The sequence below is a fragment of the Micromonospora sp. NPDC007230 genome, assembly GCF_042869115.1.
In the GTDB taxonomy this organism is placed as follows: Bacteria; Actinomycetota; Actinomycetes; order Mycobacteriales; family Micromonosporaceae; genus Micromonospora.
Genome location: NZ_JBIAFE010000009.1, coordinates 263,734 through 282,785, shown reverse-complemented (window position 1 = coordinate 282,785; position 19,052 = coordinate 263,734). Strand labels below are relative to the sequence as shown.

The window sequence follows — 19,052 nt, the reverse complement described above, 5'->3', positions numbered from 1 at the left end:
TTCCACCTCCACGCCCACGCGACCCCACCACGGTGGGAAACGATCCCGGAAACCCCATCCGACTCAGGATCGCTAAGCTGATCAGGGACGCTCAGGCGGCGACGCGTTCCGGTGTCCAGGGGGAACGGCGCGATCGTCCGGTAGGCCCGCACCACGGGGTCGTCCAGTTCGTCTTCGGTTCGCTGGAACAACAGCGGCGACACCAGGTCCATCAGCGGGTCGCCCCACAGGTATCGCTCGCCGTCGACCAGACCGCTGAGCCGGGGCGTACCGTCCGGGCCGGCGACCGCGAGCACGTTGCCCGCCCAGCCGTCGAAGTGCAGCAGTGCTGGGCGGCGTACCGCGTCGAGCACGGGAGCGTGTCGGTCGACGAGCTCCCGGACCCGGTCCGCCGGCACCGGCAACGGCACCCGCCAGTCCGCCGCGTCGGCGAGCAGATCGTCCAGCATGGCCAGATACGCGCCCCGCCAGGTGTCGGCGCCCGCGCGGCCGCCGTCGTAGCCGTACCGGTCACCGGTGATCCCGTGCAGGGCGGCCAGCGCGACGCCGAACTCGGCCCGGACCTCGTCGGTGTCGTCGCCGGCCTGGGTCAGCTCCCACAGGCTGCGGCCGGGCAGCAGGCCGGTGAGCAGCCAGTCACCCAGCACCGGGTCGCTGCCGTGGTGAAGCAGCGGCGGGACGGGAACGGCGGGCGCGCGCTCGGTGACCAGCTGCAGGTAGCGGGCCTCGGCGCCGACCATGTCGTGCTCGTAGCGCAACAGCGGCACCTGTGCCGGCGGCCCCACCTTGAGCACCACCGCGCGCCCGTCGGCCAGGTTCACCCACCAGACGGCGGCGAAGCCGCCGCCGGTCATCGGCCCGCATCCGGTCACCCGGGGCGCGGGGCCGAGGGACGCGGCGACGTACCGGCGGACCGTGTCCGGGTCGAGGCGGCGTTGCGTCGGGCTCATCCGGCCGCCCACCCCGTCCGGCCGCTGCGGATCCCCGTCGTCAGCTCCATGTTCCGTCCCACGCTAACGGTTCCACCGGCCCGGCGGTGTCCCGCGACCACCCTGCGGGCCGCCGAGGTCCTCGCCGACCGGCGCCAGGAATCCGATCCGTACCTCCACCACTGAGCCAATTGCGGCTGGGCCGGATCCGCGTTTGGTCGCCCGGTTCGGGGGAAGACACCGGCCCGCCGAGCGTGCCGGCCGGCGGACGCCCGGGCGTCCCCGGGCCACCGGCGCGGACGACGCAGCCGAGGAGGAGTGACGATGGCCCAGGCGGCGACCAGGCCCAGCAGCGCCCGGAAGGCCACCGGCGCGCGGAAGGCTCCGATGCCGAACAAGGCCGCGGCCAAGAAGGTCGCGACCGTCGCGAAACGGGCCACCGGGGCCACCCAGGCGAAGACGCCGGGTGGCAAGCCGACCCCGACGACGGCCCGAGCCGCCCGGAAGAAGGCCACCGCGGCCACGGCGACCCCCGCCCGGACGAAGAAGGTGCCCGCCACGAAGGCGCCGGCGACGAAGGCGCCGGCCACGAAGGCAGCGGCGAAGAAGGCGCCCGCGAAGAAGGCCACGGCGAAGAGGGTTGCCGCGAAGGCGCCGGCCAAGCGGGCGACGGAGGCGTCGCTGACCCGCACGACCGCCGCGAGCCGGGCCCCGGCGAAGGCGGCGAAGAAGGCCACCACCATGGCGTCGTTCGGCAAGCGGAACACGGCGAGCACGCCCGGCCGCAAGCCGGTGGGCAGGGCGACTCGCGCGCCGCGCTGACCGGTCGACGAGAATGGCCGGATGGCGAAACGCGCTGGCCGCCGGAGCGCGGCCGTTCCGACCGGAACCTGTCCGTGCGGCTCCGGTGTGCCGTACGCGGACTGTTGCGGCCCGGTCCACCAGGGCGCGTCCACGGCGGCGACCGCCGAGGCGTTGATGCGCTCCCGGTACAGCGCCTTCGCCGTCGGGGACGCCGACTATCTGCTGCGCAGCTGGCACTCCAGCACCCGGCCGGCGCGGCTGCGGCTGGATCCGGGGCAGCGGTGGATCCGGCTGGAGATCCTCGGGACCGACCGGGGTGGCCTCTTCGACACCGCCGGCACAGTCCGGTTCCGCGCCCACTACCGCGAGGCGGGCCGCCCGGGCTCGCTGGACGAACAGAGCCGTTTCGTCCGGGAGGACGGCCGCTGGGTCTATCTCGACGCGCTGCCCGACTGACCATCGGCGGCGCCGCCCGCTCGCGCCGCCACCGGCCCGGTGTCTCGGTGTCGGCGCCCCGCACCCCCGGGCCGGCGGCCGGTCAGCGGCCGGCGGCCGCCGTGCCCAGCAACGGCAGGCGGAGCCGCGCGATCGCCGCCGTGACCAGTTCGGCCGGTGCTGCCGTCACCTGCAGCACCACCCCGGACTCGTCCGGGTCCAGTTGCTCCAGGGTGGCCCGTTGCGAGTCGAGGAGGCTCGCCGGCATGTAGTGCCCGACCCGCCGGCTCAACCGGTCCCGGATCAGCTCCGCCGTCCCGTCCAGGTGGAGGAACTCCACGTCCGGCGGCCCCTGCCGCAGCACATCCCGGTAGGCGCGTTTCAGCGCCGAGCAGGCCAGGATGGTGGAGACCCCCTCGGCGTGCCGGTCGGCCATCCAGCCGGCGAGGGCGCGCAGCCAGGGCCAGCGCTGCGCGTCGTCGAGCGGAATGCCGGCCCGCATCTGCGCCACGTTGGCCGCCGAGTGGAACTCGTCCGCCTCGGCGAACCGCAGCCCGGTCAGCTCACTGATCCCCCGGGCCACCGTCGTCTTGCCCGCCCCGGACACGCCCATCACCACGACGTGTCGGGTGGGCCGCCGCTCACCAGTCATGGACGGTGCCGTCCTTGAGCCGGTTGTACGGCAGGTACGCCGGCTGGTACGGGAACCGCGCGGCGGCCTCCTCGTCGAGTTCCACGCCGAGGCCGGGCTGCTCTCCCGGGTGCAGGTACCCGTCGGCGAAGGTGAACGACTGCCGGAACACCTCGTTGGTGAGCGCCCCGTGCTGCATGTACTCCTGGATGCCGAAGTTGTGGATGGCCAGATCCAGGTGCAGCGCGGCGGCCATGCCGACCGGCGAGATGTCGGTGGGGCCGTGGATGCCGGACTTGATCTGGTACTGGGCGGCGAAGTCGAGCAGCTTGCGCATGGCCGTGATGCCGCCGGTGTGGGTGACGGCCGACCGGACGTAGTCGATCAGCTGTTCCCGGATCAGGGTCTGGTAGTCCCAGACGGTGTTGAAGATCTCGCCGATGGCCAGCGGGGTGGTGGTGTGCTGACGGACCAGCCGCAACGCCTCCTGGTTCTCGGCCGGGGTGCAGTCCTCCAGCCAGAACAGGTCGTACGGTTCGAGGGCCTTGCCGAGCTTGGCGGCCTGGATGGGGGTCATCCGGTGGTGCCCGTCGTGCAGCAGCGGCAGCTCGGGGCCGAACTCGTTGCGCACCGCCTCGAAGACGCCGGGCAGGTGGCGCAGGTAGGCGCGGGTGTCCCAGTCCTCCTCGGCGGGCAGCGGGGTGCGCTGGGCCGGCTCGTAGTCGTAGCGCTTGCCGTCGGCGCTGGGCTGCGCGGCCACCCCGTAGACGGCGTTGATGCCGGGCACCGAGGTCTGCACCCGGATCGACCGGAAGCCGAGGTCGAGGTGGTGGCGGATCGAGTCGAACAGCTCCGGCAGGTCCCGGCCGGAGGCGTGCCCGTAGGCCATGATGCCGGTCCGGGAGGCGCCGCCGAGGAGCTGGTAGAGCGGCATCCCGGCGGCCTTGGCCTTGATGTCCCAGAGGGCGACGTCCACGGCCGCGATGGCGGCCATGGTGACCGGGCCGCGCCGCCAGTACGCCGACCGGTAGAGGAACTGCCAGGTGTCCTCGATCTGGTGCGGGTCCCGCCCGATCAGCAGGGGGACGACGTGATCGGCCAGGTAGGACGCGACGGAGAGTTCGCGCCCGTTGAGGGTGCCGTCTCCCAGTCCGGTCAGCCCCTCGTCCGTGGTGATCTTGAGGGTGACGAAGTTGCGGTCGGGGCTGGAGACGATGACGTCCGCTGCGACGATCTTCACGCGGGTGCCTTTCTCGGGGTGGATCAGCGAAGGGTGCTGCCGGGCAGCAGGTCGTCCAGGAGGGACAGCTCGTCGCGGCGCGGCAGGGCCTCCCAGTCGCCGTGCCCGGCGACGGCGAAGGCGCCGAGGGTGACCGCGCGGTGCAGCCGCCCGGCCAGGTCGAGTCCGTCCAGGTGGCCGGAGAGGTAGCCGGCGGTGAAGGCGTCCCCCGCGCCGACGGTGTCGACCGCCGTCACGGGCAGCGCCGCCGCGTGCCGGCAGCCGTCCCGGGTGTACGCGCGGGCGCCGTCGCCGCCGAGCTTCACCAGCACGGTCGACACACCCCGGTCCAGCAGCCGGGCCACCACGGTCTGCTCGTCGGCGCCCGGCGCGCCGACGAGGTCCAGCTCGTCCGCGGAGGCCACGACGACCGAGACGTGGTCGGCGAGCGGGGCGAGCACCGTCCGGGCGGCGTCCCGGCTCCACAGCTTCGCCCGGTAGTTGACGTCGAGGCAGACCAGTGACCCGGCCCGGGCGGCGCTCTCCGCCGCCCACGTCGTGGCCTCCCGGGCGCTGTCGGACAGCGCCGGGGTGATCCCGGTCAGGTGCAGCACCCGCGCCCCGGCAGCCAGGGCGGCCCGCAGGTCGTCGACGCGGAGCGCCGATCCGGCCGACCCGGCCCGCTGGTAGATCACCCGGGTCAGGTCGGCGGTGCGCCGCTCCAGGAACATAAGCCCGGCCGAGCGCTGCGGATCGCGGGTCACGTGCGCCACGTCGACGCACTCGGCCCGCAGCTGCCGCAGCAGGAACCCGCCCAGCTCGTCTTCGCTGACCCGGCCGGCGAAGGCCGCGCGGTGCCCGAGCCGGGACACGCCGATGGCCACGTTGCACTCCGCTCCGGCGAGGTGCGGTGTGAGCGGGCTGCTGGCGGCGAGCGGCCCGGCCGAGCGCAGCGAGACCAGGGCCTCGCCGAACGAGAGCAGGTCGACGGCGGTCACGAGGTGGCAGCCAGGTAGGCGCGGGCCCGTTCCCGCAGGGCGTCGAGGTCGCCGCCGGAGGCCGCGTCGCCGACCAGCGGCCCGCCCACGCCGACGGCGATCGCCCCGGCGGCGAAGTAGCCGGGCAGGTCGGCCAGACCGACCCCGCCGACCGCGACGAACGGGATGTCCGGGAACGGGTCGCGCACCGCCCTCAGGTACGCCGGGCCTCCCACCGACACCGGGAACAGCTTGATCGCCGACGCCCCCATCCGCATCGCGGTGTACGCCTCGGTCGGGGTGAACGCGCCGGCGGCGACGGGCAGGCCGCGCCGCGCCGCCTCGGGGATCGACTCGACCACGGCCGGCGTCACCACGAACTGCGCGCCCGCGGCGGCCACGTCGGCGACGTCGGCGGCGGTGAGCACCGTTCCGGCGCCGACCAGGGACCCGGCGGGCGCGGCCGCGCGCAGCGCCTCGACGGCCGACGCCGCGTTCGGCGTGGTGAGGGCCACCTCGACAATGCGTACGCCCTCTTCCAGCAGGGCGGTGCCGGCGGCGATCGCACCGGCGGTGTCCGTGCCCCGGATGACCGCGAGGATCCGGGCGGCGGCGAGTTCGGCGGTGAGATTGACGGTCATGTGGTCACCATTCCGCGTAGGAGCCGTCGCGGTGCCGCCAGGTGGGGCTGCGCCAGGCGTGGCCGCGCTTGTCCGCCGCCCGCACCGCGTCTTCGTCGATCTCGATGCCGAGGCCGGGTCCTGTGAGCCGCTCGACGTGGCCGTCGACGAAGCTCAGCGGCTTCTTGTCGAGGCAGTAGTCGAGCACCTCGGCGCCGAGGTTGTAGTGGATGCCGATGCTCTGCTCCTGGATCAGGTAGTTCGGCGTGGCGAAGCCGACCTGCAGGCAGGACGCCAGGGCGATCGGGCCGAGCGGGCAGTGCGGCGCGAGCTGTACGTCGTACACCTCGGCCAGCGCGGCGATCTTGCGGACCTCGGTGATGCCACCCGCGTGCGAGAGGTCCGGCTGGGCGACCGCGATGCCGGCCTGGAGCACCGGCAGGAACTCCTGCCGGTTGTAGAGCCGCTCCCCGGTGGACACCGGCGTGGTGGTGGCGCGGACCAACTCGCCGATGAGGTGTGAGTTCTCCGGAACCACCGGCTCCTCGAGGAAGAACGGCCGGTAGGGCTCGAGCAGCGGGGCAACCCGGCGGGCGGTGGCGAGGCTGAACCGGCCGTGGAAGTCGACCGCGACGTCCCGCTGATCACCGAGCACCTCGCGGGCCGCGGCCACCCGCTGGACCACCCCGTCGAGTTCGGCCACCGAGGCCACCGGGCTCATCCGGCCCGAGGCGTTCATCTTCACCGCGGTGAGGCCCGTGTCGACGGCGGCGCTGATCTGGTCGCGGACCTCACTGGGCTCGTCGCCGCCGACCCAGCCGTACACCCGGATCCGGTCCCGGACCGGGCCACCGAGCAGCTGGTGCACCGGGGCGCCGTAGTGCTTGCCGGCGATGTCCCACAGCGCCTGGTCGAGGCCGGCCACGGCGCTGGCCAGGATCGGCCCACCGCGGTAGAACGAGCCCTTGGTCATGACCTGCCAGTGGTCCTCGATGCGCAGCGCGTCCTGGCCGATCAGCAGTTCGCTGAGCTGCTCGACGGCGGTGCGGACGGTCTCGGACCGGCCCTCGCAGGTCGCCTCGCCCCAGCCGACGATCCCGTCGGTGGTCTCGACGCGGACGAAGAGCCAGCGGGGGGCGACGAGGAAGGTCTCGATACGTGCGATGGTGGTCATGCTGCTCAGCCCTTCGTGGCACCGGCGGTGAGGCCGGAGACGATGTACTTCTGCACGAACAGGGCGATCACCATGATCGGCAGGGTGACCACGGCGGCCGCGGCCATCAGGCCGCCCCAGTCGATGCTGGCGTAGCCGACGAAGTCGAAAATCGCCACGGGCAGGGTCTTCGTGTCCGCGCCGGAGAGCACCAGGGCGAACATGAAGTTGTTCCAGGAGAAGATGAAGGACAGAATCCCGGCGGTCGCGATGCCCGGTACGGACAGCGGCAGCGTGATCCGGCGGAACGCGCCGATGTGGGTCAGCCCGTCGACCAGCGCCGCCTCTTCCAGGTCCTCCGGCAGGCTGTCGAAGAAGCCCATCATGATGTAGACGATCAGCGGCAGCGACACGAACATGTGGCTGAGGATCAGCACCGTGAAGCCGCCGACCATCTGCAGGTTCGAGAAGACGTAGTACCAGGGCACCAGGAGCGACACACCGGGGATGACCCGAGCCATGAGCACGACGAGCGCGGACTTCTTCATGTTGAAGCGGCTCATCGAGTACGCGGCGGGCACCCCGAGGATGAGGGAGAGCACCGTGGCGGCGAACGCCACCCAGAGGCTGTTGCCGATGAACTGGACGTAGTTCGCCTGCTGGAGCACGTTGTGGTAGTTGTCCAGCGTGGGCGAGAAGGAGAACGCCTTGCTGGTGTCGTAGATGTCGACGTTGGTCTTGAACGAGGCGGCGAGCATCCAGAGCAGCGGCGCGACCAGCGAGATCACCACGACGGCCAGCGCCAGCGCCTTGAACACCTTGAACGGCTTGCCCGGGTTCATCGCTGCAGCCCCTTCTTGCGGTAGGTCAGAGCCCACATCACCCCGATGATGATCAGGAAGAAGATGATGAGGACCGTCGATGAGACGCCGTAGTCGTTGTAGTCGAAGCTGAGGCCGTACGCGTAGACGTTGAGGGTTTCCACCTCGTGGAACGACCCGCCGCCGCGGCCCTTGGTGGCGTAGAGGATGTCGAAGGTCTTCAGCGCATCGATGCCGCGCAGCAGGATCGCGACGATCACGGTGGGCATCAGCAGCGGCAGGGTGACGTGCCGGAACCGCTGCCAGGTGCTGGCGCCGTCGATGAGGGCCGCCTCCTGGGGCTCGTCGGAGAGCGACGTCAACCCGGCGAGCAGGATCAGCACGACCATCGGGGTCCACTGCCAGATGTCGATGAACATCGTCGTCGGCAGGGCCGAACTCTGGCCGGCCAGCCAGGGCTGGGGGCCGATGCCGACCCAGCTGAGCATCTGGTTCGCCATCCCGATGTTGGGGTCGAAGATCAGCCGCCACATCATGCCGACCGCGACCGGGGTGGCCACCAGCGGCAGGAGGATGGCGACCCGGACCCACTTCTCACCGCGGAACGGTCGCCACAGCAGCAGGGCGATCGCCATGCCGAGCACGACCTCGACGAGGAGCACGACGCCGGTGAAGAAGACGGTTCGCCACACCGCCGGCCAGAACCGTTCGGTGTCGGTGAGCACGTCGAGGTAGTTCTGGAACCCGATGAACTGGCTCTCGGCGCGTACCGAACCTTCGGCGTCGGTCAGGCTGAGGTATCCGGTCCACGCCACCGGGAAGATGATCAGCACGGCGACGAATGCCATGGCGGGTGCCGCGAAGAGCCACTTGCGGTGCGCGTTGGCCCAGCGCGACCAGGCCGACTCCGCCGAGGGTGCCGGGCTGGCGTCGGGCGATCTGGTGACGGGTGTGGTGACGGCTGACATGAGGTCTCCGGGTGTTCAGGGCCAGGGTCCCGGCGCGGGGTGGCGGGGCCGGTCAGCCCTGCCACCCCGCGGTCGGACTACTTCGCCTCGTCGTCGAGGAACTTCTGGAACGCCTCGTTCGCCGCGTCCGCCGAGGCGGCCGCGTCCTTGCCGGTGATCGCGTCGACGATCGGCTGGCCGACGATCTCGCGAGCCTGGGCGACCTTCACGACCAGCGGACGGTCGTGGCCGATGCCGTTGGCGGTGCTGACCTTGGTGGCCTCGGCGAGGTCCTTCGGGTAGGTCGCGGTGCCCTCCGGGTTGTCCCAGACGGAGGCCCGGGCGCCGGGGACGCCGGCCTTCTGCTGCGTCAGGGACTGCTCCTTGCCGGCCGCCCACTGGATGAACTTCCAGGCGTTGTCCTTGTTCTTCGACGCGTCGTTGATGCCGAGCGCCCAGGACGGGATGTTGTACGGCTTCGAGCCGGCCGGGCCGGCCGGGAAGGTCGCGAAGCCGACGGTGTCGGAGACCTTCGACTTGGCCGGGTCGGTGGCGTTCTTGTAGAGCGAGTTGGCCTCGGTGTAGAAGGCCGCCTTGCCCTGGGTGAAGATCGCCATCGCCTCGGACCAGCTCATGTCGGTGCTGAGGTTCTTCGGGCCGTGGTCGCGGAGCAGCCCGCCGTAGTAGGCGTACGCCTGCTTGGCCTGCTCGGTGTTGACCGAGGCCTTCCCGCTGCCGTCGACGAAGTCGCCGCCGAAGCTGTACAGGAAGCTGGAGAACTGCGTGACCGCGGCCGCCTTGCCGGTACGGGACACGAAGCCCGCGACTCCGGGGTTGTCGGCCGCGACCTTCGCCGCCTGCGTCTTGAGCTCGTCAAGGGTCTTCGGCGGGGCGGTGAAACCGGACTTCTCCAGCAGGTCCTTGCGGTAGTAGAGGACCTCCTGCTCGGTGATGATCGGCACGCCGACGATCTTGTCCTCGTACGTGGTGGCCTGCACCGGACCGGCCTGGAAGTCGCTGAACTCGAAGGCGCTGTCGGACTTGGTCCGGTCGGTCAGGTCGGCGAGGTACTTGTTCTTGGCGAACAGCTTCCCCTCCTGCAGCGGCCGGTACATCATCACGTCGAGGTCGCTGGACCCGGCGTTCAGCTTGACGTTGTACTGGTCGGAGAGCTGGTCCTCACCGAGCTGGGTGACCTCGACCTTGAGGCCCGTCTGCTTCTCGAACTCCGGCAGGGCCTTCTTGATGTTCTCCGTCCAGACGTGGTTCACCAGCGTCACGCGCAGGGTTTTCGACCCGCTGCCGCCGTCGGCCCCGCCGCCGCAGGCGGACAGGCCCATGGCGGCGACGACGGCCAGCGAAGTGCCGATTATCGATCGACGTCGCACGCTTATCTCTCCTTCGGTCCCGGTCGCGGCCCCTGATGGGCGCCACCTCGGGGTTTACATCCGCTTAACGTCGGGATGCTAGGCCGAAAAAGCTGACTTATTCAAGGGGTAGACCCAACTGATATGATCCTTGGCGTGGAACCGTACTCCTCCGGGGGCACCACCGCCCAGCACGCCCCAGCCGAAGCCGGGCTGCATGCACGTGTCCTTGAGCACCTCGGCACCGCCATCTGCGGCGGCGAATTCGCCCCCGGGGCGGTCCTCAACATCGACGATCTGGTGGACCGCTACGAGGTGTCCCGCTCGGTGGTCCGCGAGGTGCTGCGGGTCCTGGCGTCGATCGGGTTCATCGAGACCCGCCGACGGGTCGGGGTGACGATCCGGCCGGCGCACGACTGGAACGTCTTCGACCCGCAGGTGATCCGCTGGCGGCTCGCCTCGAACAGCCGGATCACCCAGCTCCGGTCGATCACCGAGCTGCGCACCGCCATCGAGCCGCACGCCGCCCTGCTGGCCGCCAACCGGGCCGGCCACGACGAGGCGAGCGATCTGGTCGGACTCGCGGCGAAGATGTGGGCCGCCGGCAAGGCCGGCGACGAGGAGCGCTTCCTGCGCCTCGACATCGAGTTCCATCGGCGGGTGCTGCTCGCCTCCGGCAACGAGATGTTCGTCCGGTTGCAGGATCTGGTCGCGGAGGTGCTCACCGGCCGACACAAGCACCACCTGATGCCCCACCACCCGCACGAGCAGGCGCTGCAGCTGCACGCCGAGGTCGCCCAGGCGATCCAGCGGCACGACGGCGAGCGCGCCCGGGAGGCGATGGTGCAGCTCATGGAACAGGCCTTCGACGAGATGAAGTCGATCTGGGAGCAGACCGCCGAACCGGCCCGATGAGCTGACCTCCCCCACCCCGGGCGTTCGGAGGCGTATGCTTGCCCCGGCGCAGTCCCGCGCCTCACCTCCTGCCCGGTGCTCACGCCGCCGGCCTCGCGGAGGCAAAGGGGACCTCGGGTCCTCGGGGCGCGGTGCCGACTGGCCCACCTCGACACGCCACATGCACTCCAGTGCGGCGAGGTCGACGGGAGCGTGAGTCCCTGCGACCGCGCCGCCGACGGGAGCATGTGATGACGACCCAGAAGTCGTTCAAGACCCGGGTGCGGGCCCGGATGGCGAAGACCGGCGAGAGCTACGCGACCGCCCGCCGCCAGCTACTCGCCAAGGCCACCACCGGCACCCCGGCCCCCACGACCGCCGGCACGCCCGACCCCGTTCCGGCCGCCGCCGGCGGCCGGGGGCAGCGGGACCGGGTCTCGGATGCGGTGTTGCGCGAGCGGACCGGACGCGCCTGGGACGACTGGTTCCGGCTGCTCGACGAGTGGGGTGCCGCCGAGCGCGGCCACACCGAGATCGCGCGCTGGCTGGTCACCACGCACGACGTGCCCGGCTGGTGGGCGCAGACGGTCACCGTCGGGTACGAGCAGGCGCGCGGGCTGCGCGAGCCGGGGCAGCGCCGGGGCGGCGGCTTCGAGGCCACCGGCAGCCGGACCGTGGCGGTGCCGGTAGCGGTGCTGTTCGCCGCGTTCGCCGACGAGGCCGTACGCCGGCGGTGGCTGCCGGACGTGCCGGTGCGGGTCCGTACCGCCACCGCGCCGAAGACCTTCCGGGCGGACTGGGCGGGTGGGCCCACCCGGATCGCCGTCGGCTTCACCCCGGCGGGCGAGGCAAAGGCGCGGGTGGCGGTCCTGCACGAGAAGCTGGCCGACGCCGACGAGGCGGACCGGCTCCGGGCGTACTGGCGGGACCGGCTGGCCGCCCTCAAGCAACTCCTGGAGTCGCCGGAGGAGACCCGATGAGCAGCGGAACGTTCGTCAACCTGCCGGTACGCGACCTCGACCGGGCGGTCGAGTTCTTCACCGCCCTCGGCTTCACCGCCGGGCCCCGGCAGCCCGGCGGGGAGAGCGCCCAGCTCACTCTCGGCGGCAGCACCCACCTGATCCTGCACACTCCGGCGGCCTTCGCCGCGTTCGCCGGCACCGCGGTGTGCGACACCGCGACCAGCCGGGAGGTCATCGTCGGCCTCGGCGTTGACCGGCGGGAACGGGTCGACGAGCTGGTCGACCTGGCGGCGGTCGCGGGCGGGCAGTCGCTGGGCCCGGGCCAGGACCTCGGGTTCATGTACATGCGCGGGTTCCGGGACCTCGACGGCCACCAGTGGTCGTTCCTGTACCTGCCCGGCTGACCGGAGGAGTCCCGGCGGTCCACGGGCGACCGCCGGGACCACGGAAATGCCTGCCCCGGCCGCCTCTTGGGGCGTCGCCGCTGGGTGTTCGTCCGCCCCGGCTGGCCGCCTGAGCCGCGCGGTCAGCGCCCGCGGGGCACCGGCTGGGCCAGGTTCCGGATGTCCGCCGGCAGTTGCGACAGCGCGTTCGTGAATTCCTGGTGCCCGACCACGGGGTCCAGGGTCCGCAGGACGGCCCGGGCGCCCCGCTCGGCGACCTCACGTTCCACTCCCGCGCGCTCCGCCACCCGGCGCAGGAACTCGTCGTACCCGAATGCCTCCGGCTCCTCGGGGCGGGCCCGGGCCAGGAGCGGACGCAACTGGTGCGCCACGTGGTCGGCCAGGTCGGCCGCCTCGCCGCCGCTGATCCGCTCCGCGAGGGTACGCAGGGTGGCGTCGGTCAGCGCTCGCGCCGTCTCCGCCGGGACCCCGGCCCCCGCCGCCACCTTCTCGACGAACTCCAGTTCAGCCATGCCCCGTCCTTCCCGTCCTGGAGACCGGGTGGCTACCCGCCGCCGCCTGCCACAAACGACGGCGGTCCGGCCACCGGGCGAAAGGCCGGAAACCGGCGTTGCCCGGCGGCGGCGTTGGCCATGATCGAGGCGTGGGTGCCAGGATGCCGAAGCTCGTGCCGCCGATGCTCGCCTCCAGCGGCGCGCTGCCCACCGGGTCGGGTTGGGGCTACGAGTTCAAGTGGGACGGCGTCCGCGCGATCGCCTACGTCGACGGCGGGTTGCGGCTGCTCAGCCGCAACGACCGGGACGTCACCCGGGCGTATCCGGAGCTGGGCGAGCTGGCGCGGCTGCTGGCGGGGCGGCGGGCGGTGCTCGACGGGGAGATCGTGGCGCTCGACGGCCAGGGGCGGCCCAGCTTCTCGGCGTTGCAGCACCGGATGCACGTCCGGGCGCCGGCCGCCGCGCTGGTCGAGGCGACCCCGGTGCGGCTGTACCTGTTCGACCTCCTGCACCTGGACGGACGGGACCTCACCGCGCTGCCGTACACCGAGCGCCGCGCGGCGCTGGAGGAGCTGAGCGTCAGCGGCGAGAGCGTCGACACGCCGCCGTACTGGACCGGCGAGGCCGGCCGGGACCTGGCCACGGCGGCGGCCGAACTCGGCCTGGAGGGGGTCGTCGCCAAGCAGCTGGGTGCGCCGTACCAGCCCGGCCGCCGGGCACCGGCATGGGTCAAGGTGCCGCTCAACGACACGGTCGAGGTGATCGTCGGTGGCTGGAAGCCGGGGTCCGGCCGGCGGGCCGGCACCATCGGTTCCCTGCTGCTCGGCATGTACGACGCGGACGACAAGCTGATCTACATCGGTCACGTCGGCACCGGCTTCACCCAGACCGTGCTGCGCGACCTGCAGCGGCGCCTGGAGCCGCTGGGCCGGCCGGACTCGCCGTTCGACTCCCCGGTGCCACGCGAGCACGCCCGCCACGCCGTCTGGGTCGACCCGGCCCTGGTCGGGGACGTCACCTTCCGGTCCTGGACCCCGGACCGGCGGCTGCGGCACCCGTCCTGGAAGGGGCTGCGCAGCGATCGCGAGCCGGCTGAGATCCGGCTGCAGGGGTGACCCCCCGAGCGCCCTAGGTGCCGACCCGGCGGGTTTCGAACCGGTTGACCGATGGTCCGGTCAGCTGCCAGAACTCCTGCGGCAACTGGTCGACGACGTCGCCGTACTCCTTGGCGCTGATCTTCTCCCGCAGGGTGTCCAGCACGGCGCGCGCGCCGTCGGTGGCCTCCTGGCGGTCGACCGCGGCCCGGTTCTGCACCCGCTCGAGGAACTCCGTCAGCCCGAACGGTTCGGGGTGCTCGTCGGGCTTGTCGACACACGACCGCAGTTCCTCGGGAAGCTGGGTGGCGAGGTCCCGCGCCTGCCCGCCGGTGATCCGTTCCGCCAGCGTCACGAGCGTGGCGCGGGTGATCGGCTCGGCCTGCGCCGGTGCGGCCAGCGGTTTCGCCGCCACCGACTGGATGAACTCGGTGTAGTTCACCTGGACCCCCCTCTCGGACCGGACCTGCGGGTACCCGCGCCGGCGGGGGTGAAACGACGCGGGGACCGTCACCCCAGGGCGCGGGCCGCCGAGACGATGGCGGTCACCCCGATCCCCGCCTGGTCCATCAGCTGGGTCGACGTGCCGGAGGTGGGCAGCCCGCGGACCGCCAGGTGGGTCACCCGCACCGGGTCGGCGAGGTCGGCCAGCGACTCCAGCACGGCCGACCCCAGCCCGCCCTCCGGGTAGTGGTCCTCGACCACCACCAGCCGGCCGCCGGTGTCCCGCACCGCGTCGAGCAGCCGCTGCCGGTCCAGTGGCTTGACCGAGTAGAGGTCGATGACCCGAGCGTCGATCCCCTCACGCGCGAGCTCGTCGGCGGCGGCGAGGCAGTTGTGCACGGTCACCCCGGCGCCGATCAGCGCGACGTCGTCACCGGGGCGGAGCAGCTTGCTGCCCCCGATGGGGAACTCGTCGCCGTTGTCGTAGAGCACCGGGTACTTGCCCCGGGTGGTGCGCAGGTAGCTGACGCCCTTCCGGTCGGCCAGCTGCGCGACGAGGGCGGCGCAGGACACGGCGTCGCTGGGATAGAGGACGGTCGAGCCCTGGACGGCGCGCATTGCGGCGAGGTCCTCCAGCCCCATCTGCGAGGGCCCGTCCGCCCCGATCTCCACCCCGGCGTGCGAGCCGGACAGGGCGATGTCGGCCCGGGAGATGGCGGCCATCCGGATGAAGTCGTAGGCGCGGGAGAGGAACGCCGCGAAGGTCGCGGCGAACGGCCGGTAACCACGTACCTGCAGGCCGACCGCGGCGGCCACGAGTTGCTGTTCGGAGATGAACATCTCGAAGAACCGGTCCGGGTAGGCCTCGCCGAACTTGTCGGACCGCGTGGAGTCGCTCACCTCGCCGTCCAGGGCGACCACGTCCGGCCGGGAGCCCAGCGCGCGCAGCGCCTCACCGTACGCGTTCCGGGTGGCCACCTTCGCCCCCTTGTCGTACCGGGGCAGCTCCGGCGGCTTGGCTTCGGGCTTGGCGGCGGGCTTGGCGGGCTCGGGCTTCGGGCCGGCGACCCGGATCTGCCGGACGCCGCCGAGCGCCTGGACGGCCCGTTCGGCCATGTCGGGTTTCAGGGGTTTGCCGTGCCAGCCCGGCTTGTTCTCGACCTCGGCCACCCCCTTGCCCTTGACCGTGCGAGCGAGCACCACCGTCGGCCCGGTCGCCTGCCGGACGCGGCTGAACGTCGCGTCGATCGCCGCCAGGTCGTGGCCGTCGACGACCAGGGGATGGCAGCCGAACGCCTCGACCCGCCGCCGGTAGGTGTCCAGGTCCCACTCCAGCTCGGTCGGCCCCCGCTGCCCGAACCGGTTCACGTCCACGATCGCGGTGAGGTTGCGCAGCCCGTAGTGCCCGGCCTTGTCCAGGGCCTCCCAGATGGAGCCCTCGGCGGTCTCGCTGTCGCCGCAGAGCACCCAGACGTGGTACGGCAACTGGTCGAGGTACTGGCCGGCCAGCGCGATGCCGACGCCGACCGGCAGCCCCTGGCCGAGCGAGCCGGTGGCGACGTCCACCCAGGGCAGCGCCGGGGTGGGGTGGCCCTGCAGGCGCGACCCGAGCTGGCGGTAGGTGTCCATCAGTTCCTGGTCGCTGATCGCGCCGACCGCCTTGAGGACCGCGTACAGCAGGGGGGAGGCGTGGCCCTTCGAGAAGATCAGGTGGTCGTTGTTGCGGTTGCGGGCGTTCACCCAGTCGTAGCGCAGGTGCCGGGAGATCAGTACCGCCATCAGGTCGGCGGCCGACAGGCTGGAGGTGGGGTGCCCGGAGCCGGCCTGGGTGCTGCAGCGGATCGAGTCCACCCGTAGCTGGGCGGCGAGTTCACCCAGCTGGCTGATCTCCTCCGCGCGCAGGGTGCGCTCTGCTTCCATGGTCACCGGTATCGCCTCCCGAGGTCCGCCCCGCTCGGCCGGTCCTCGGCCCGCACGGGCGGCTGACCGCCTCCCGCCAACGGTAGTCCGAAAGGCCAGACATCATCCGGTAAAGACTGATTTGCCGGTCGGGCTGTCGGCATCACCGCCCGGCCCGGTCACCTGGATCTTGCGACCGACGCCGGCCCGGAACTGGGCCATCGCCTCGGCGTACCGGTCGAGCGGGAAGCGGTGGCTGATGAACACCTCCGGGTCGAGCACGCCGGCGGCGAACAGTTCCCCGGCCCGTTCGAAACTGTGCAGCACCGCCATCGAGCCGGTGACGGTGATCTCCCGGTTGTAGATCCGGTACGGCTCGACCGTGGCCCGGGTGCGGTACTCCGAGACGCCGAACTGCAGGAATGTCCCGGCCGGGGCGACCCGGCCCAGCCCGTCGTCGATCGCCGCGCGCACGCCCGTACAGTCGATGACCACGTCCCACCCCCGGGGGCGGAGCACCTCGTCGGCGCTCGCGGCACTGGCCGAGCAGCCCAGCCGCACCGCGGTGGCGAGCCGGTCCGGGTTCGGGTCCACCACGCTGACGCTGGCCGCGCCGCAGCGCTTCGCCAGCTCCAGCATCATCAGGCCCATGGTGCCGGCGCCGTAGATCAGGTAGTGGTCGGCGAGCCGGCGGGGCAGCACGTCGAAGCCGCGTACCGCGCAGGAGAGCGGTTCGATCAGCGCGGCGTCCGCCGGCGCGATGCTCTCGGGGAGCAGGAAACAGTTCCGCACCGGCGCCACCGCGTACTCGGCCGCGCCGCCGGAGGCGGTGACGCCGATGGCCGCCCAGCGTTCGCAGAGGTTGCCCCGGCCGCGCCGGCACTGGTAGCACTCGCCGCAGTGCAGCGACGGGTCGACGGCGACCGCATCGCCCGGTCGCACCTCGGTGACGTCCCGCCCGGTGGCGACCACCGTGCCGGCGAACTCGTGGCCGGGCACGATCGGGTACGCGGGTGCGAACTCGCCGTCCATGATGTGCAGGTCGGTGCCGCAGATCCCGCACCCGGCGACCTCGACGACCACCTCCCGTGGCCCTGGCGTGGGATCCGGCACGGACTCCAGCGAGATCTGTCCCGGCGTGACGATGACCGCTGCCTTCATTTGACCGCCCCCATGGAGAGTCCTCGGACGAGCTGCTTCTGGGCGATCCAGCCGGCCAGCACGACCGGCAGCGACACGATGGTCGCCGCCGCGCAGAGCCGGGCGAGGAACAACCCTTCGGACGTGACGAAGCCGACCAGGAAGATCGGTGAGGTGCCGGCCCGGGTCGCGGTGAGGTTGACCGCGAAGAAGAACTCGTTCCAGCTGAAGATGAAGCAGATCAGCGCGGTGGCGGCCAGGCCCGGCGCGACGATCGGCAGGAGGATCCGCCGGATCGTGACGGTCAGGCTGGCGCCGTCCATCGCCGCCGCTTCGATCAGCGCCGAGGGGACCTCCAGCAGGAACGAGCGCATCATCCAGACCGCGAGCGGCAGGTTCATCGACGTGTAGAGGACGACCATGGTCCAGACGTTGTCGAGCATCCCGAGGTGCTTGACCAGCAGGTAGATCGGCAGCAGCGCGGCGACCGCGGGCAGCATCTTGGTGCTGATGAAGAAGAACAGCACGTCCCGCCACTTGGCGACCGGCCGGATCGACAACGCGTACGCCGCGGGGGTGGCCAGCAGGAGCACCAGCAGGGTGGAGACCAGGCTGGCGGTCACCGAGTTGAGCAGGTACGGGGTGAGGTCCCGGTCGAAGACCTGCCGATAGCCGTCGAGCACCGGGGTGAAGGACCAGGTCGGCGGGTTGCTGGCCGCGTCGACCTCCCGCTTGAATCCGGTGAGGACCATCCACAGCACCGGCAGGAAGAACAGCAGTCCGGCGAGCCAGGCCAGCGTGGTCCAGGCCGCCCCACGCACGCCGCTGGCCCGCCGGGTCGGGCTGGTGGGCCGGCGCCGGGACGGGTGCCGGGTCAGTTTGGTCATCGCGCACCCTCCATCCGGAAGAGGCTGGAGATCACCCGCAGCGCGAAGGTGGCGACCACGATCGTGCCGATCACCACCACGACGCCGGCCGCGGCGGCCTCGCCGTACTCGAACTTGCGGAAGGTGGTCAGGTAGATCTCGTACGGCAGGTTGGTGGTGGCGGTGCCGGGGCCGCCCTGGGTGATGGTGAAGACGGCGTCGAAGGTCTGCACCAGATAGATGGAGCCGAGCAGGGCGCCCAGCTCCAGGTAGGGGCGCAGGTAGGGCAGCGTCACCCGGGTGAAGGCCTGCCACGGCCCGGCCCCGTCGACCCGGGCGGCCTCCAGGGTTTCCAGCGACTGGCCCTGCAGCCCGGCCAGGATGATCAGCATCATGAAGGGGGTCCACTGCCAGACCAGCGTGGTCACCACGGAGATCATCGGGTACTGCGACACCCAGTCGGTGCTGCCGCCGGCGATGCCGTTGATCAGGCCGTACGACGGGTTGTAGATGGCGTGCTTCCACAGCAGCGCCGCCGCCATGGGCATCACCAGGAACGGTGTGATGAGCAGGGTGCGGACGACGCCGCGTCCGGGGAACCGGCGGTCGAGCAGGATGGCCAGGCCGAGGCCGAGCAGGACGGAGACGACGACGGAGGCGGCGGTGAGCAGCACCGTGTTCAGCAGGGCGGCGCGCAGCCGGGCGTCGGTGAGCACCTCGCCGTAGTTGGCGAGGCCGATGAACGCGCGGCGGCCGGGTCGCAGCGCGTTCCAGTCCAGGGTGGACAGGTAGAGGGTGACCAGGAACGGGATCTGGGTCACCACGATCGCGAAGATCAGTGCGGGCAGCAGCGGGGCGCGGCGGGTCCAGCGTTGCCGGGCGCCGAGCGGGACGGGTCGGACGGCACGGCGCGGCGGTGCGCCGGTGGTGATGGTCCGGGTCATCGGTTCAC

21 protein-coding genes are annotated in these 19,052 nt (G+C 71.8%); 6 read left to right on the top strand and 15 right to left on the bottom strand.

Annotation, left to right across the window (positions count from 1 at the left end):
• A partial coding sequence (locus ACFYML_RS15900) for a phosphotransferase family protein (RefSeq protein WP_387421308.1) occupies positions 1-950 on the bottom strand: 950 nt, incomplete at its 3' end.
• A 303-nt stretch (positions 951-1,253) separates the two neighbouring features.
• On the opposite strand from ACFYML_RS15900, the gene ACFYML_RS15895 reads away from it, so the two are divergent.
• Positions 1,254-1,751: a hypothetical protein gene (locus ACFYML_RS15895; protein WP_387421307.1), complete on the top strand. Its 498-nt coding sequence runs from the start codon at positions 1,254-1,256 to the stop codon at positions 1,749-1,751.
• Positions 1,752-1,772: 21 nt separating this feature from the next.
• Entirely contained in the window at positions 1,773-2,189 is a 417-nt protein-coding gene (locus tag ACFYML_RS15890) for a YchJ family protein (RefSeq protein WP_387421306.1), read from the top strand.
• 82 nt (positions 2,190-2,271) lie between these two features.
• Here the strand turns inward: ACFYML_RS15890 and ACFYML_RS15885 are convergent, their stop codons facing one another.
• The 8 genes from ACFYML_RS15885 to ACFYML_RS15850 all read right to left on the bottom strand — a co-directional run bounded on the left by ACFYML_RS15885 (position 2,272) and on the right by ACFYML_RS15850 (position 9,924).
• A complete protein-coding gene (locus ACFYML_RS15885) occupies positions 2,272-2,820 on the bottom strand; it encodes a gluconokinase (protein ID WP_387421305.1) in 549 nt (182 codons plus the stop codon).
• Positions 2,810-4,039 (bottom strand): D-mannonate dehydratase ManD, encoded by a 1,230-nt coding sequence (manD, locus tag ACFYML_RS15880; RefSeq protein ID WP_357440261.1) that lies wholly within the window; start codon positions 4,037-4,039, stop codon positions 2,810-2,812. The genes ACFYML_RS15885 and manD overlap by 11 nt, the downstream gene beginning before the upstream one ends.
• 23 nt (positions 4,040-4,062) lie before the next feature.
• Positions 4,063-5,016 (bottom strand): sugar kinase, encoded by a 954-nt coding sequence (locus tag ACFYML_RS15875; protein WP_387421304.1) that lies wholly within the window; start codon positions 5,014-5,016, stop codon positions 4,063-4,065.
• The gene (locus tag ACFYML_RS15870; RefSeq protein ID WP_387421303.1) at positions 5,013-5,636 is read right to left on the bottom strand and encodes a bifunctional 4-hydroxy-2-oxoglutarate aldolase/2-dehydro-3-deoxy-phosphogluconate aldolase; all 624 of its coding nucleotides are present in this window, start codon (positions 5,634-5,636) and stop codon (positions 5,013-5,015) included. Before ACFYML_RS15870 ends, ACFYML_RS15875 begins: the two co-directional genes overlap by 4 nt.
• 4 nt (positions 5,637-5,640) lie before the next feature.
• Complete coding sequence (gene dgoD / locus ACFYML_RS15865) at positions 5,641-6,789, bottom strand: galactonate dehydratase (protein ID WP_387421302.1); 1,149 nt, start codon at positions 6,787-6,789, stop codon at positions 5,641-5,643.
• Between the two features lie 5 nt (positions 6,790-6,794).
• Positions 6,795-7,610 (bottom strand): carbohydrate ABC transporter permease, encoded by an 816-nt coding sequence (locus ACFYML_RS15860; RefSeq protein ID WP_387280771.1) that lies wholly within the window; start codon positions 7,608-7,610, stop codon positions 6,795-6,797.
• A complete protein-coding gene (locus ACFYML_RS15855) occupies positions 7,607-8,557 on the bottom strand; it encodes a carbohydrate ABC transporter permease (protein WP_387421301.1) in 951 nt (316 codons plus the stop codon). The genes ACFYML_RS15860 and ACFYML_RS15855 overlap by 4 nt, the downstream gene beginning before the upstream one ends.
• A 77-nt stretch (positions 8,558-8,634) precedes the next feature.
• A complete protein-coding gene (locus ACFYML_RS15850) occupies positions 8,635-9,924 on the bottom strand; it encodes an ABC transporter substrate-binding protein (protein ID WP_387421300.1) in 1,290 nt (429 codons plus the stop codon).
• Between the two features lie 135 nt (positions 9,925-10,059).
• Between ACFYML_RS15850 and ACFYML_RS15845 the strand changes: the two genes are divergently transcribed.
• From ACFYML_RS15845 to ACFYML_RS15835, 3 genes are all read left to right on the top strand, one after another.
• Positions 10,060-10,818: a FadR/GntR family transcriptional regulator gene (locus tag ACFYML_RS15845; protein ID WP_387421299.1), complete on the top strand. Its 759-nt coding sequence runs from the start codon at positions 10,060-10,062 to the stop codon at positions 10,816-10,818.
• Between the two features lie 230 nt (positions 10,819-11,048).
• A complete protein-coding gene (locus ACFYML_RS15840) occupies positions 11,049-11,777 on the top strand; it encodes a hypothetical protein (protein WP_387421298.1) in 729 nt (242 codons plus the stop codon).
• The gene (locus ACFYML_RS15835; protein ID WP_387421297.1) at positions 11,774-12,163 is read left to right on the top strand and encodes a VOC family protein; all 390 of its coding nucleotides are present in this window, start codon (positions 11,774-11,776) and stop codon (positions 12,161-12,163) included. The genes ACFYML_RS15840 and ACFYML_RS15835 overlap by 4 nt, the downstream gene beginning before the upstream one ends.
• A gap of 122 nt (positions 12,164-12,285) precedes the next feature.
• On the opposite strand, the gene ACFYML_RS15830 is transcribed toward ACFYML_RS15835, so the two are convergent.
• Positions 12,286-12,675: a DUF2267 domain-containing protein gene (locus ACFYML_RS15830; protein ID WP_387421296.1), complete on the bottom strand. Its 390-nt coding sequence runs from the start codon at positions 12,673-12,675 to the stop codon at positions 12,286-12,288.
• 131 nt (positions 12,676-12,806) lie between these two features.
• Between ACFYML_RS15830 and ligD the strand changes: the two genes are divergently transcribed.
• Positions 12,807-13,772: a non-homologous end-joining DNA ligase gene (gene ligD, locus ACFYML_RS15825; RefSeq protein ID WP_387421295.1), complete on the top strand. Its 966-nt coding sequence runs from the start codon at positions 12,807-12,809 to the stop codon at positions 13,770-13,772.
• A 13-nt stretch (positions 13,773-13,785) separates the two neighbouring features.
• Here ligD and ACFYML_RS15820 read toward each other — a convergent pair whose 3' ends face one another.
• The 5 genes from ACFYML_RS15820 to ACFYML_RS15800 form a co-directional block, all read right to left on the bottom strand.
• A complete protein-coding gene (locus ACFYML_RS15820; RefSeq protein ID WP_357440285.1) occupies positions 13,786-14,193 on the bottom strand; it encodes a DUF2267 domain-containing protein in 408 nt (135 codons plus the stop codon).
• A gap of 68 nt (positions 14,194-14,261) precedes the next feature.
• Positions 14,262-16,115 (bottom strand): transketolase, encoded by a 1,854-nt coding sequence (locus ACFYML_RS15815; protein ID WP_387421318.1) that lies wholly within the window; start codon positions 16,113-16,115, stop codon positions 14,262-14,264.
• 102 nt (positions 16,116-16,217) lie between these two features.
• Entirely contained in the window at positions 16,218-17,255 is a 1,038-nt protein-coding gene (locus tag ACFYML_RS15810; RefSeq protein ID WP_387421294.1) for a zinc-dependent alcohol dehydrogenase family protein, read from the bottom strand.
• Positions 17,252-18,121, bottom strand: coding sequence for a carbohydrate ABC transporter permease (locus tag ACFYML_RS15805; protein ID WP_387421293.1), 870 nt, complete (start codon positions 18,119-18,121; stop codon positions 17,252-17,254). Before ACFYML_RS15805 ends, ACFYML_RS15810 begins: the two co-directional genes overlap by 4 nt.
• The gene (locus tag ACFYML_RS15800; protein WP_387421292.1) at positions 18,118-19,044 is read right to left on the bottom strand and encodes a carbohydrate ABC transporter permease; all 927 of its coding nucleotides are present in this window, start codon (positions 19,042-19,044) and stop codon (positions 18,118-18,120) included. The genes ACFYML_RS15805 and ACFYML_RS15800 overlap by 4 nt, the downstream gene beginning before the upstream one ends.
• Between the last annotated feature and the right edge of the window lie 8 nt (positions 19,045-19,052).

Coding starts and splice junctions, on each gene's coding strand:
- dgoD (WP_387421302.1), bottom strand. CDS start 6,789: ATGACCACCATCGCACGTATCGAGACCTTCCTCGTCGCCCCCCGCTGG.
- ACFYML_RS15840 (WP_387421298.1), top strand. CDS start 11,049: ATGACGACCCAGAAGTCGTTCAAGACCCGGGTGCGGGCCCGGATGGCG.
- ACFYML_RS15835 (WP_387421297.1), top strand. CDS start 11,774: ATGAGCAGCGGAACGTTCGTCAACCTGCCGGTACGCGACCTCGACCGG.
- ACFYML_RS15895 (WP_387421307.1), top strand. CDS start 1,254: ATGGCCCAGGCGGCGACCAGGCCCAGCAGCGCCCGGAAGGCCACCGGC.
- ACFYML_RS15860 (WP_387280771.1), bottom strand. CDS start 7,610: ATGAACCCGGGCAAGCCGTTCAAGGTGTTCAAGGCGCTGGCGCTGGCC.
- ACFYML_RS15890 (WP_387421306.1), top strand. CDS start 1,773: ATGGCGAAACGCGCTGGCCGCCGGAGCGCGGCCGTTCCGACCGGAACC.
- ACFYML_RS15815 (WP_387421318.1), bottom strand. CDS start 16,115: ATGGAAGCAGAGCGCACCCTGCGCGCGGAGGAGATCAGCCAGCTGGGT.
- ACFYML_RS15855 (WP_387421301.1), bottom strand. CDS start 8,557: ATGTCAGCCGTCACCACACCCGTCACCAGATCGCCCGACGCCAGCCCG.
- ACFYML_RS15810 (WP_387421294.1), bottom strand. CDS start 17,255: ATGAAGGCAGCGGTCATCGTCACGCCGGGACAGATCTCGCTGGAGTCC.
- ACFYML_RS15805 (WP_387421293.1), bottom strand. CDS start 18,121: ATGACCAAACTGACCCGGCACCCGTCCCGGCGCCGGCCCACCAGCCCG.
- ACFYML_RS15885 (WP_387421305.1), bottom strand. CDS start 2,820: ATGACTGGTGAGCGGCGGCCCACCCGACACGTCGTGGTGATGGGCGTG.
- ACFYML_RS15870 (WP_387421303.1), bottom strand. CDS start 5,636: ATGACCGTCAATCTCACCGCCGAACTCGCCGCCGCCCGGATCCTCGCG.
- ACFYML_RS15800 (WP_387421292.1), bottom strand. CDS start 19,044: ATGACCCGGACCATCACCACCGGCGCACCGCCGCGCCGTGCCGTCCGA.
- ACFYML_RS15830 (WP_387421296.1), bottom strand. CDS start 12,675: ATGGCTGAACTGGAGTTCGTCGAGAAGGTGGCGGCGGGGGCCGGGGTC.